The sequence below is a fragment of the Conexibacter arvalis genome, from assembly GCF_014199525.1.
Taxonomy (GTDB): domain Bacteria; phylum Actinomycetota; class Thermoleophilia; order Solirubrobacterales; family Solirubrobacteraceae; genus Conexibacter; species Conexibacter arvalis.
Map to the genome: position 1 here is coordinate 223,516 of NZ_JACHNU010000008.1, position 13,568 is coordinate 237,083.

Consider the following 13,568-nt stretch of genomic DNA (forward strand, 5'->3'; position numbering starts at 1 on the left):
AAGCGCCGCGGTCCGGCAACCGATGTCAGGTTCACGCCGATCCAGCAGACTGCAGACGCGATGCTTCTCTTTCCAGACGACCGGATCTGCCTGTCGGCCAGCGACGTCACCGACTTCCTCGCGTGCGGGCACCTCGCGGCGCAGAAGCTCGCGATCGCCCGCGGGGAGCGCGCCCGCCCCCGCCCCGAGGACGATCCCCACACGGAGCTCATCCGCCGCCGCGGCGACGAGCACGAGCGCGAGCAGCTCGCCCGCCTGAGCGAGGCCTGCGGCGCCTGCGTCGATCTGACGCGCGACCGCAGTCCGGGCACGCCAGAGGCGCTCCGGGACGCGGCCGAGGCGACCGCGGCCGCGATGCGCGACGGCGCGCCGCTGATCTTCCAGGCGACGCTCTTCGACGGCCGCTGGCAGGGCCGGATCGACTTCCTGCGCCGGGTCGCGATCCCCTCCGATCTGGGCCCGTTCGCCTACGAGCTGCTCGACACGAAGCTGGCCCGGCAGGTCAAGCCCGGCGCCGTCCACCAGCTCAGCCTCTACTCGCGGCTGCTGAGCCAAGTGCAGGGCGTCGAGCTGCCGGAGGCGTGGATCGTCTTGGGCGACGGCACGGAGGCGCGCGTCGACCTCACCCGCTACGCGGCGCTGCACCGGCGCGTCGCCCGCCGCGTCGAGGCGCTCGTCGAAGGCGCGACGCCCGCGACGGTTCCCGAGCCGGTCTCGCACTGCGACATCTGCGATCTCGAGCGCGAATGCCGGGAGTGGCTCGTCGCGACCGACCATCTGAGCCTCGTCGCCGGCGCGCGGCGCGACCAGCGCGACAAGCTCGTCGGGGCGGGCGTCGAGACGCTGGCAGGACTCGCGACGCTGCCGGGGGACGTCCGCGTGCCGAAGCTCTCCCCCGAGCGGCTCGCGACGCTGCGCGGCCAGGCAGGTCTCCAGCTCCGCTCGCGGCTGGAGGGCCGGCCGACGCGGGAGCACCTCTCGCCGGAGCCCGCTCGCGGCTACGCGCGACTGCCCGAGCCGGACGCCGGCGACCTCTTCTTCGATCTCGAAGGCGATCCGTACGCCGGCGCCGACGGCGGCCTGGAGTACCTGTGGGGCTGGTGCGACGCCGGCGGCGAGTACGACTGCGTCTGGGCCCACGACGCCCATGCGGAGCGGGCGGCGCTCGAGCGGTTCGTCGACTTCGTCCTCGCGCGGCGACGCAGCCACCCGGCGATGCACGTCTACCACTACGCCCCGCACGAGGCTTCGACGCTCCAGGGCCTTGCGCTCAAGCACGCCACGCGTGAGGACGAGGTCGACTCACTGCTGAAGGAGAGCGTCCTCGTCGACCTCTTCGCCGTCGTGCGCCAGGGCGTCCAGGTCGGCGAGGAGTCGTACTCGCTCAAGCGCCTCGAGCGCCACCATCGCTTCGAGCGCCTCGAGCGCAGCGTCCGCGAGGGCGGCGGCTCGATCGTCGCCTACGAACGGTGGCTCGAATCCGGCGACGGGACTCAGCTGGAGGCGATCCGCGCCTACAACGAGGAGGACTGCCGCTCCACGCTGTCGCTGCGCGACTGGGTCTGGCGCGAGCTGCGCCCCGAGGCTGCGGCCAGATTCGGCGTCGACTTCGCCGACCTCGCCGATCCGGAACCGAGCGAGCCACCGGCACCGCCTGCGTGGCTGGAGGAGATCGAGCCGATCGAGCAGGCGCTGACCGCGCCGCTGCCCGCCGACCCCGACGCGGACGACGCCGACCAGGCCGAGCGCCGCCTGCTCGCGCAGCTGCTGCGCTACCACCAGCGCGAGGGCAAGCCGCAGTGGTGGCGGCACTTCGCGCTGAGAGCGATGACACCGCAGGAGCTCGTCGACGAGCCCGACGCGATCGGCCTCCTGCGCCGCGACGACGCCGTCGCCCCGACGCCGCACAGACGGTCGCTCGACTACCGCTTCACCTTCCCTGCCCAGGAGCAGCGCCTCAAGCCGGGAACGGTGATCGAACCCGCGACCGACGAGTCGCACAAGCTGATCGAGGCCGGAGACGGCCACGTCGTGCTGCGCCGCGCGAGCGCCAAGCCGGCGCCCGCGCCGGCCGCCCTGATCCCGTCCAAACCGGTGGACCCAAGGGTGCTGCGCAGAGCGATCGCTGCGGTCGGCGAGTCGCTGATCGCCGGCGAGGACAGCTTCGCGGCCGTCCGCTCGCTGCTGCGCCGGGAGCCGCCGACGCTCCCTGGCGGGATGCCCGACGACGATCTGGAGGCGCTCCGGTGCGCGACGCTCGAGCTGGCGGCGACCGGCGGCCACCTCGCGATCCAGGGTCCGCCCGGCACCGGCAAGACCTACCGCGGGGCCCGCATGATCGCCGCGGCGCTCGAGCGGGGCCTGCGCGTCGCGATCACCGCGCCGAGCCACGCCGCGATTCAGAACCTGGTGCGCGCGGTCGAGGATCACGCCGCCGCCGCAGGTGTGTCATTCCGCGGCGTGTACAAGGGCGACGGCTACGCGAGCGCCACCGGCGCCATCGAGGTCGTCGACAGGCCCCGAGACGCCGACGCGGGTTACGACCTCGTCGCCGGCACCGCCTGGCTGCTCGCTCGCCCGGAGCACCGCGAGGCGATCGACCTCCTGTTCGCGGACGAGGCCGGACAGCTCGCCCTCGCCGACCTCGTCGCCGCCGGCACCTGTGCGCGCGGCCTCGTGCTGCTCGGCGACCCGCAGCAGCTCCCGCAGGTCACCCAGGCGCAGCATCCCGGCGCCGCCGGCAACAGCGCGCTCGGGCACCTGCTCGCCGGCGCCGACACGATCCCGCCCGAGCGCGGCGTCCTGCTGACCGAGAGCTGGCGCATGCACCCCGATGTCTGCGCCTTCGTCAGCGAACGCAGCTACGAGCGCCGTCTCCGCTCACGCCCAGCCTGCGCGACGCGCCGCGTCGACGCGGCGGCCGGCATGCTCCGCGGCGCCGGCCTGCGCACGATCCCCGTCGCCCACGCGGGGCGCAGCCAGTCCTCCGAGGAAGAGGCGGCCGCGATTGCCGCGGCCTGCCGCGACCTGCTCGCCGGCGGCACCGTCACCGACGAGCACGGCGCGGTCCGTCCGCTGCGGCCCGACGACATCATGGTCGTCGCCCCCTACAACCTCGCCGTCCACTGCATCGCCGCAGCCGTCCCCGCCGGCGTCCAGGTCGGCACCGTCGACCGCTTCCAGGGTCGCGAGGCGCCGATCGTCTTCTTCGCGATGACCTGCTCCTCCGGCCACGACGTCCCCCGCGGCCTCGACTTCCTCTTCAGCCGCAACCGCCTCAACGTCGCGATCTCCCGCGCCCAGTGCCTCGCCGTCCTCGTCCACAGCCCGGCATTGCTCGACGCCGACTGCCGCACGCTTCAGGCCATGGAGCTCGTCGACGGGGTGTGCCGGTTCGTGGAGATGGCGGAGGGGACGGATGCGTGATGCGCCGGCCTGTCCGGGCGTCAGCCTCCCGTGGCGTGTCGGCGTTCGACCGGACGTGTCAGATCTGTCACGCTTCCGACGACTGACGTGCGAGAGGCAGCTGACGGAACAGTTGCCGCGCCACGGAAGGGGATCTCGTTGATCGACACACAGGGCGTCGGAACGCAGGCGGTGGTCGCCGGCCTCGCGGCAAACGTGACGGAGCGCCGATCCTCACCCACGCGCGAGAATGCGCCGGCCAACGACCAGGGACGCCCGTGAAGCAGCACGCCGACATACCGGAAGAGAAGATCCTGTTCGACGCCGCCGATGCGCTGCGCGGCAGCGTGGAGTCGGCGCAGTACAAGCACCTCGTGCTCGGTCTCGTCTTCTTGAAATACGTGTCGGACACCTTCGCGGTTCGCCGCGCCGAGCTTGACCGACTCAGCCGTGACCCGGAGACCGAGTGGTTCCTCGACGACGAGGCCGACCGCGCCGCGCTGCTCGAGGAGCGCGACGAGTACGAGTCCGAGAACGTCTTCTGGGTCCCGCGCGAGGCGCGCTGGGACGCCATCCTCGCGCTCGGATCGCAGCCGGATCTCGGCGTGCAGATCGACAGAGCGCTCGAGGTGATCGAGCGGGAGAACCCCCCGCTCAGAGACGCGCTGCCGAAGATCTACGCCCGCGCGGCAATGAGCCCCGAGACGCTCGGGAAGCTCGTCTCGACAATCGCGCAGATCGGGTTCGGCGACGATCCCGACGAGGCGCGTGACGTGCTCGGCCGAGTCTACGAGTACTTCATCAAGGAGTTCGCCCGCAGAGAGGGCCACCGCGGCGGCGAGTTCTACACGCCCGCCAACGTCGTGCGGCTGCTCGTCGAGATGCTCGAGCCGTACAGAGGCCGGATCTTCGACCCGGCCTGTGGCTCGTGCGGCATGTTCATCCAGTCCGCCGCCTTCATCAAGGCGCATGCCGGACGCCCGGAGGAGCTGTCGATCTACGGCCAGGAGATGAACCAGGCGACCTGGCGCATCGGTCGGATGAACCTCGCTATCCATGGCCTCGGCGGCGATGTCAAGCTCGCGAACTCCCTGCTCGACGACCAGCATCAGACGCTCAAGGCGGACTTCGTGATCGCGAATCCGCCGTTCAACCAGAAGAGATGGGGCGCGTCGAGCGTGAAGGACGACGTGCGGTGGAAGTGGGGCCTGCCACCGGACGGCAACGCCAACTACGCATGGATCCAGCACTTCGCCTCCCACCTCGCGCCTGATGGCCGCGCCGGCTTCGTGCTCGCGAACGGTTCACTGACGTCGACGAGATCAGGCGAGGGAGCCATCCGCGAAGCGCTGATCAGAGACGATCTCGTCGACTGCATCGTCGCCCTCCCCTCCGGCCTCTTCTACACCACGGGAATCCCGGTCTGCCTGTGGTTCCTGGACCGCAACAAGGCGTCCAGCGGAGAGCGCGACCGCCGCGGCGAGATTCTCTTCATCGACGCCCGCTCGATGGGCCAGAGAATCAGCCGCACCCAGATCGAGCTCGGCGACGAGGAGCTTCGGCTCATCGTCGACACCTACCACGCCTGGCGCGGCCAAGCCGGCGCCGGCGAGTACGAGGACGAGCCCGGATTCGCCGCCTCCGTCAGGCTCACCGACGTCGAGGCCGCCACCTTCACCCTCTCCCCCGGCCGCTACGTCGGCGCTCCGGAGGAGGAAGAGGATGAGATCGCGTTCGAGGAGCGGATGGCCGAGCTGGTCGAGAGGCTGGAGGCCGAGATGCTCGAGAATGCTCGGCTCGCGGGCGAGGTGCGGGCCGCGTTGAGGCAGGTGGGCTATGTCGAGTGAACGACGGAGCACGACGCTGGCCGCCGCTTGCGCCCTGATCGTCGATTGCCCACACAGAACCGCGCCCGTAACTGAGGATGAGCCGTTCGGGTACGCGGTCGGGACGAGAGCCGTCGTGCATGGACGGATTGACTTGTCCGCGGCACGCCCCGTTGATCAGACCACGTACGGGGCTTGGACAGCACGAGCGGTCCCGAGAGAAGATGATCTCATTCTCTGTCGCGAAGCTCCTGTCGGACCCGTTGCACGCGTTTCTGGGAATGCGCGCGTCTGTCTGGGTCAGCGCACGGTACTTCTCCGGCCGGGCCCACAGACGGACGCGCGGTTCTTGCAGGCTCTGCTGACTTCACCGCCTCTGCAACATCAGATGCGACGTGTTGCCGAAGGATCCACTGTTCCACACCTCAACGTGAGTGACGTTCGCGCGCTAAGGGTCCTGCTGCCTCCGTTAAGTGAGCAACGCGCGATTGCCTCGATCCTGGAACCCCTGGACGACAAGATCGAAAGTAATCGCAGGTTGGCCGTCCGCAGCTTGGACATGGTCCAAACGGCTTTCGCGCGTATCGCAGGGCAGGCCTCACGACGCGTCGCTCTCTCCGAGATCGCGGACGAGTTGAGAACGCGCATCCAGCCAACTGATACACCCTCAGAGATCTTTGAGCAATTCAGCATCCCAGCATTCGATGCGGGGATGGGACCTGAGGTTTGTAGCGGCAGCACCATGGCGAGCGCCAAGACCCTCCTTCCGCCCTCGTCCGTTGTTCTCGTGTCGAAACTCAACCCCACTACGAAACGTGTCTGGTGGCCAGAGCGCCACGGCGTCGGAACGGCCGTCTGCTCGCCTGAGTTCGTCGCTCTCACCCCTCATCGGCAGAGAGACGCTGCATGGCTCTTCGGTTGCGTCGCATTCGATCGGTCGTTCTACGATCAACTGCTCGGCGCGATCTCGGGCACAACAGGAAGCCGTCAGCGCGTGAGACCGTCTGACGTCCTCGCCGCATCGGTGCCGTTCGTCGAACCAGGCGCGCGAGACGATTGGGATTCGCTCGCCAATCGGGTGCTCGCGCAGCGTGTGACCCTGCTGCGGGAATCGCGCGCCCTCACCGCCATCCGCGACGCCCTCCTCCCCAAGCTCGTCTCGGGCCAGATTCGCGTCCCGCTGTCCAACGACCCCGAGGAGCAGGTGGGGGCGGCGATCGAGGCGCTGGCATGAAAGGCAAGGTGTCTGAGGACGCGTACGCGGAGAAGCCGGCACTCGAGTGGCTGCAAGAGACCGGGTGGGGATACCAGCACGGCAGTGAGCTGATCGCGGCGCCTGACGCTCCCGAACGGCAGCTCGACAGCGACGTGGTGCTGCGGGCGACGCTCGAACGAGCGGTCGCGCGGCTCAACCCTGAGCTTCCGGCTGAAGCGGCGCGACGGGTGATCGATCTCACGATGACGTCGGAGCACCCGGCGCTGATCGTCGATCACAAGCGATTCCACGACATGCTGCTGTCCGGCGTTCACGTGACGTGGATCGACGAGCAGGACGGTGAGCGGTCGACGAGAGCCAAGCTCGTCGACTGGGAGACCCCATCGAACAACGAGTTCACAGCGGTCAATCAGCTGACGATCGTGCAGGGCGGCCACAACCGGCGGCCGGACGTCCTGCTCTACGTCAACGGGCTGCCACTCGGGCAGCTCGAGCTGAAGAACCCGGCGCTGAACGAGGACGGGCCGACGAAGGCCGTCAACCAGGTCCACCACTACAGCAAGACCATCCCCGGGCTCTACCGCTACGTTGAGGTGATCGGCGTCTCGGACCTCCTCCATGCGCGAGTGGGCACGGTCACTACGCCGGCCGAGCACTTCGCGGAGTGGAAGTCGATGGACCCCGAGGAGTCCAGACAGCGCTCACAGCTCGAAATCCTCATCCGCGGCGTCTTCTCACCGGCCGGCCTGCTCGATCTCATCCGGAACTTCGTGCTCTTCGAAAGCTCGGGCGTGAAGACCTGGAAGGTGATGGCGAAGTACCACCAAGTCGATGCCGTCAACCGGGCGGTGGCGGCGACTGCCGAGGCAATGGCAGACAAAAGCCGCCGCGCTGGCGTCGTCTGGCACACCCAGGGTGCCGGCAAGAGCTACTCGATGGTCTTCTACGTGACGAAGCTGCGCCGCGACCGGCGCTTCGCCAACCCGACGATTGTCTGCGTCACCGACACGAACGACCTCGACAACCAGCTCTCCGAGACGTTCAGCCGCCAGGAGCATCTGCGAAGCGCCGTGGACCAGGCGGAGAGCATCAACGGTAAGCGAGACCCGAACAGCCTCTACAAGCTGCTCGACGTCCCGGCCAACGGCATCGTGTTCACGACGATCCAGAAGTTCGGTCGCCGAGAGAGAGAAGAAGGGCCGATGCCGGTCATCTCCTCGCGCGAGAACGTGATCGTCGTCGCCGACGAGGCGCATCGCAGCCAGTACAGAACGCTCGCCCAGAACATCACGCGAGCGCTGCCGAACGCGACGCGCATCGGCTTCACCGGGACGCCGATCGAGCGCGCCGACCGCTCCACGGTGAACGTCTTCGGGGACTACATCTCCGTGTACCGGATGGCGCAGGCGCAGGAGGACGGCGCGACCGTCCCCATCTACTACGAATCGCGCCAGGTGCCGGTCGCCGCCAACCGCGAGGAGATGGAGCGTGTTCAGGCGATCCTCGATCAGGAGACCGACGAGGCGCAGACCGAGGCGACGAGCGAGTTCGCCCGTATGGACGCGATCATCGGCGCGCCGGATCGCATCGATCGTGTCGTCGACGATCTCGTCGCGCACTTCGAGGACCGGTGCCGCACACTCCCCGGGAAGGCGATGCTCGTGGCATACAGCCGCCGCACCGCCTGCGAGTACGCGCTGCGGCTGCGCGAGCGGCTCGGCGACGAGGCCGTCGACGCTGTGATGAACGCGTCTGCGACCGACGAGAGCCCGATCAGCGACTTCCGCAAGTCCAAGCAGCAACTGAAGGCGCTGGAGAAGCGGTTCAAGGACCCGGAGTCGCCGCTTCGCGTGATCGTCGTCAAGAACATGTGGCTGACCGGCTTCGACGCCCCGGTGCTCCACACGCTGTACATCGACAAGCCGATGCGCGACCACGGGCTCCTCCAGGCGATCGCCCGCGTCAACCGCGTCTTCGAAGCAAAGCCCGGCGGACTGGTCGTCGACTACATCGGCATCGGCGACGACCTGCGAGCGGGGCTGAAGGCCTACGCCCAGGGTGACGTCGACGACGTCGTCATCCCGCTGGACGTCGCACGCCGCCACCTCGTGGAGAAGCACGAGGTCATGTGCGACCTCCTCCATGGCATCGCGTTCCGCGCGGCGGAGGACGCAAGCCATGCCGAATGCGCGACCACCCTTGCGCTCACGACGCAGGAATCCGTCGCGCGCTTCGTCTTGGACGACGACGGCAGCAGACGGTTCCTCGACGAGCAAGCCCAGTACGCCAAGTGGTTCGCGCTCGTCTCCCCGAACGAGCCGTCGACCGAACAGCGGTACGACCACGACTTCTTCGCGACGGTCGCCAAGTACCTGCGTCTCGCACGGACGGACGGTTCCGACGGTGGCAGCGGCGCGTCGCCCGAGGCGCGTCGAGCGGTGGAGCAGTTCTTCTCAGACGGTCTCTCTGGCGGCGAGATCATCGACTTCTTCGCCATGGCCGGCGAGGAGCGTCCCGAGATCTCGGTCCTTTCGGACGAGTTCCTCGACGACCTCGGAGCGAAGGTGAGACGGCCGGAGCTGCAGATCGCCCTGCTCAAGAAGCTCCTCGCCGGACAGATCAGAGCTCGGCTCTCGACGAACCGCACGCAGCACAAGCGCTTCAGCGACGAGCTGGGCGCCCTGCTGTCCCGCTACAACGAGCAGCAGCTCACCTCAGCCGAGGTGATCAAGGGAATGGTCGACCTCGCGAAGAGCATCCGCAGCCAGACGCTTCGGAACGACGCGCTGGGTCTGTCCCGGGAGGAGACCGCCTTCTACGACGCGATCGTGAGCGCCGGCGACGACTGGGTCGACGACCCGCGGCTCAAGGACCTCGCGAGATCGATCGTCGAGCAGGTGCGACGGGAGCTCGCCGTCGATTGGACCGAGCGAGCGAATCTCGAGGCGAAGGTGCGGGCGAGCATCAAGCGTCTCCTGCGCAGACACAGATTCGCAGTGCCCGAGCGCAACGGCGGCATCGACGGGATCGCGGAACGCGTGTTCCAGCAGGCCAAGGTGCTCTACCGCCGCTATCCCGAGATCGACGGCGAGCTGGCAGACGGCATGCTCTGACCGCGGCGGCGGCGCCGGTTGCGGCCGGTCCCCGCGACACCGTCACGCCGCGACCGTGCCGCCGCCGTCAGAACGCGACACCGTCGCGGCAAACGGTGCAGCCAGCCGACCAGCTGAGCGGGCCGCGGCAGCAGGCGCATTGCATCGGGATGTGACGACGCCACCTGCGCGGTTGCTCGTTTCGAGCTTGCGCGTAGCCGTCGAGCGCCGGGCCGGCGGCGCGCCGCGGACGGCGCAGCGTGAGCACTGAACGCGTCGTCAGCGCTCGCCTCTCGACGATCACGACACATCTGTAGAGGCTCGGCAGCATCGAGCGCCGAACCGCGAGCGCCAAGCCGTCGTCGACCAGGAGGCCGGCGTGACCGCGATCGATCAACTCCGCCAGCCGCTGCGGCTCCGGCTGCCACATCACCGTCGCACGCACGATCTCGAGCCGGCGGCGATCGGCGCGCGGCGCCCCGGTGCGCGTGCCGAGCATCACCACCGCTCCGACGCGCTGCTCGACCTGCTCCTCGAACGCGGCCCATGCGCGCCGCCACACGATCCCGCCGCGCTCATCGCTGACGAACAGCATCCGTGGCGTGCGCAGGAGCCCTGCCCGCTCGCCCTCGCCCGCGACCGTCACCAGCGGCAGTCCGAGCTCCCCGATCGAGCGGTGACGCCTCAGTTCCCCCAGCGTGCGGCGCTCCGCGCGCCAGCCGAACAATCGCAACGCTCGGTTCTCGTCACGCGCCAGCAGTGTCTTGACCTCGTAGGCGCCGAAGTCGCGCTCGCCTGAGAAGGCGCTGCGCCGAGCGACCGCGATCTCTCCGGCGAACCCGAGCTCCGCGCTCGTCGCATCGGCCCGCACCTCCAGGACGCCGCCGACCGCTGCGAGCAAGCCGCCGGCGAGCCGCGCCGCCTCTGGCGCGCCGAGGTCCGCGAGGATCTCCGCTGCCCGCACGGCACGCGATCGCCGCGCACGCTCGTCGCGTCGGTCACCGTCGAGGATGTCGAGCACGATCGCCGTGTCGCGCCGTACCCGGCGTACCTCGAGTGGCGAGAGAGGTCGGGGCATCTCGCCCGAGCAGTCGGTTCGCCGGTGCCGCACCTGACACGGCGTTCGCATCAGCGAGCGGCACGCCGCCTCCGCGATCCCGCCTCGCGAGAATCCCCGCATGTCCAGAACCGACCTCGATCGACCGCTGGCCCCAGCGCAGGACCGCACCGTCATCCGATCCGGCACGCCGGAGTCGCGAGCGGCGTCGGCGGAGATCAGACGCGCGTGGGAGATCCTCGGCCGCCTCAACGCGCTGCGGCCCGGCGACTTCGACGCCATGCGGACGCTCCTCGGCGAGCTGACGGGCGCGGAGGTCGACCCGTCGGTTCGGGTGCTGCCGCCGTTCCACACCGATGGCGGCCGCAACCTCCGGTTCGGGCGCAACGTGTTCGTCAACCACGGCTGCACCGCGATGGACCTCGGCGGGATCGACATCGGCGACGACGTGATGATCGGTCCGAACGTCCAGCTGATCAGCTCCGGCCACCCGCTCGACCCGACCGTCCGGCGCTCGCAGATCACGATTGCGCCGATCCGCGTCGGTCGCGGGGCGTGGATCGCCGCCGGCGCGACGGTCCTGCAGGGGGTCACCATCGGCGAGGACGCCGTCGTGGCCGCGGGCGCCGTCGTCACGAAGAGCGTTCCGCCGCGGACGCTCGTCGCCGGCGTCCCGGCTCGGGCGATCCGCGCACTCTGAGCCTGCGAGACGACCCGACGGCGCGACGTGGCCCGGCCCGCGCAAGCGGGGCGTCGGCGAGACCGCCCGATGCGCGAGCGCGCCGGCACGTCCGCGACAGTCCGAACCGCCGCCGCGAACAGCTCTAGCGCCGCGGCGAGCGGAGCGGGCGCTCGGACGCCGCAGCGCTCCTCAGCGGTCGACCCCGCCAAGGATCGGGTCGAGCATCGCGAGCGTCGTGACGAGGTCGGCGATGTAGGAGTCGCGCGCGGCGGCGGGCAGCGCCTGGAGGTTGGAGAACGAGGGGTCGCGCATGTGCACGCGCGCCGGCTTGGAGGAGCCGTCGGAGCGCACGAAACAGCCGAGCTCGCCGCGCGGCGACTCGATCGGGAAGTAGACCTCGCCCGGCGGCACGCGGAAGCCCTCGGTCACCAGCTTGAAGTGGTGGATGAGCGCCTCCATCGACGTCGCCAGCTCATGGCGCGGCGGCAGCGCGACCTTGCGGTCCTCGGTGATGAACGGGCCCTCGGGCAGCCCGTCGAGCGCCTGGTCGACGATCTCGCACGACTCGAGCATCTCGGCGTGGCGAACCCGGTAGCGATCGTAGTTGTCGCCCGTGGTCCCGACCGGGATCTTGAATCTGAAGTCCTCGTAGGAGCAGTAGGGGTCGGCCTTGCGCAGATCCCACGGGTTGCCGGTCGCGCGCGGCAGCGGCCCCGTGACGCCGAGGCCGAGCAGCGTCTGCTCGTCGACGACGCCCGTGTGGCGCATCCGCTGCAGGAAGATCTCGTTGTCGTCCAGCAGCGCCGCGTACTGCTCGGAGCGGTGGCGCATCGTCCTGGTGAACCGCTTCACGCGCTCGACCCAGCCGACCGGGATGTCCTCGATCACGCCGCCGACCTGGAAATAGCGGGTGTGGATGCGCTGGCCCGAGGACATCTCGAACAGGTCGAGCACCTGCTCGCGCTCGCGCAGCGCGTACCACCACATGCCGATCGCGCCGAGGTCGACGCAGCTGGTGGCGAGCCACAGCAGATGCGACGCGATGCGGTTCAGCTCCATGTGGATCACACGCAGGTACTGGGCGCGCTTGGGCACCTCGACCTCCAGCAGCTTCTCGACGGCGCCGCAATAGGCGTACGAGTTGAAGTAGTAGGCGAGGTAGTCCATCCGCTCCACGATCGGGATGACCTTCCAATAGGACTTCTGCTCGGCCGTCTTCTCGATGCCGGTGTGGACGTAGCCGATGATCGTCTTGAGGTCACGGACGATCTCGCCCTCGAGCGTCAGGATCAACCGCAGCACACCGTGCGTCGACGGGTGGTGCGGGCCCATGTTGACCGTCATCAGCTGCTGCTCGAGCCCCATCTCGCCGGTCGCCTCGGCGGAATAGGAGACCGACTCCTCTTGCTTGCGGTAGTCGCTGAGTCCGCTCACGGGCCCTCCATCCAATTTAATGTCGCGACGACAGTATCAACCCGTTGCGAATGCTGTCGGCTCGACAGCATTCGCCCCTCGCCGGCCGCGCTCGGCGGACACCGGCGCTCCAGCCGTCTAGGATCGGCGCGTGCCCGCCGCCCCGCAGCTCGACAACGCCGCCGTCCTCTACGACGTGCTGCTCGAATTCGTCCGACAGTGGTCGGCGGACACGGCCTTCGAGGCGGTCGCCGACCACGCCGGGCTCGACCTCGACGCCGCCCAGTTCCTCGCCGTCGTCGAGATCGACCACGCCGACGGACTGCTCGCCGGCGACCTCGCCGCGCCGCTGCACATGAGCGCCTCGAACGTCAGCAAGGTGCTTGCCAGACTCGAGCGCAACGGCCTGATCGAGCGCACGACCAGCAGCACCGACCGCCGCGCGGTCCGCGTCACGTTGACCGCCAAGGGCCGCCGCGTCGCGCACGCGCTGCGCGCGTCCGGGATCGAGCTCGTCGGCCTGCTCATCGCCCGCTGGCCAAGACGGGACGCCGACCGGCTCGTCGCGCTGCTCCAGCGCCTGATGCGCGACGCCCGCGCGGCGCAGCAGGCGGCCGCGAGGATCCCTGCGCGCTGATCGCCGGCGCGACGTTGCGGCCCCTCACCCTCAAACGACCGACCGCGCCGTCGCACACCTGAAAGGTGCGACGTTCACGCCATCAATCGATGCGGCGACGCATCGGAATTCAATTACGACGTTCGAGGGATGGCGTGTGATGCATTAGCTGTAAGTGCTGAGCAGGTTGTTCAGCTCGCGGAGGCGGGCTGCCGGGGGCTTGTGGCTGAGGGCGCCGTGTGGGCGGCGATGGTTGTAGGT

The 13,568-nt window shown here is 69.3% G+C and carries 8 protein-coding genes; 6 read left to right on the top strand and 2 right to left on the bottom strand.

From position 1 onward, the window contains the following. Positions 1-60: 60 nt before the first annotated feature. The 4 genes from BDZ31_RS21875 (at position 61) to BDZ31_RS21890 (ending at position 9,560) form a co-directional block, all read left to right on the top strand. Complete coding sequence (locus BDZ31_RS21875) at positions 61-3,426, top strand: TM0106 family RecB-like putative nuclease (protein WP_183345132.1); 3,366 nt, start codon at positions 61-63, stop codon at positions 3,424-3,426. 257 nt (positions 3,427-3,683) lie between these two features. Continuing rightward, on the top strand, positions 3,684-5,252 hold the full coding sequence (locus tag BDZ31_RS21880) for an N-6 DNA methylase (RefSeq protein WP_183345134.1): 1,569 nt from the start codon (positions 3,684-3,686) through the stop codon (positions 5,250-5,252). Further along, a complete protein-coding gene (locus BDZ31_RS21885; RefSeq protein ID WP_221243246.1) occupies positions 5,242-6,465 on the top strand; it encodes a restriction endonuclease subunit S in 1,224 nt (407 codons plus the stop codon). The genes BDZ31_RS21880 and BDZ31_RS21885 overlap by 11 nt, the downstream gene beginning before the upstream one ends. After that, the gene (locus BDZ31_RS21890; RefSeq protein WP_183345138.1) at positions 6,462-9,560 is read left to right on the top strand and encodes a type I restriction endonuclease subunit R; all 3,099 of its coding nucleotides are present in this window, start codon (positions 6,462-6,464) and stop codon (positions 9,558-9,560) included. Before BDZ31_RS21885 ends, BDZ31_RS21890 begins: the two co-directional genes overlap by 4 nt. A 67-nt stretch (positions 9,561-9,627) precedes the next feature. Here BDZ31_RS21890 and BDZ31_RS21895 read toward each other — a convergent pair whose 3' ends face one another. Beyond that, positions 9,628-10,560, bottom strand: coding sequence for a hypothetical protein (locus tag BDZ31_RS21895; protein WP_183345140.1), 933 nt, complete (start codon positions 10,558-10,560; stop codon positions 9,628-9,630). Between the two features lie 157 nt (positions 10,561-10,717). Here BDZ31_RS21895 and BDZ31_RS21900 point away from each other — a divergent pair, with 157 nt between their 5' ends. Further along, entirely contained in the window at positions 10,718-11,296 is a 579-nt protein-coding gene (locus BDZ31_RS21900; protein ID WP_183345142.1) for a DapH/DapD/GlmU-related protein, read from the top strand. Between the two features lie 171 nt (positions 11,297-11,467). Here BDZ31_RS21900 and BDZ31_RS21905 read toward each other — a convergent pair whose 3' ends face one another. Then, on the bottom strand, positions 11,468-12,643 hold the full coding sequence (locus BDZ31_RS21905; RefSeq protein WP_425492749.1) for an NADH-quinone oxidoreductase subunit D: 1,176 nt from the start codon (positions 12,641-12,643) through the stop codon (positions 11,468-11,470). A 199-nt stretch (positions 12,644-12,842) separates the two neighbouring features. Here BDZ31_RS21905 and BDZ31_RS25215 point away from each other — a divergent pair, with 199 nt between their 5' ends. Next, positions 12,843-13,328, top strand: coding sequence for a MarR family transcriptional regulator (locus BDZ31_RS25215; protein ID WP_221243248.1), 486 nt, complete (start codon positions 12,843-12,845; stop codon positions 13,326-13,328). Positions 13,329-13,568: the final 240 nt, after the last annotated feature.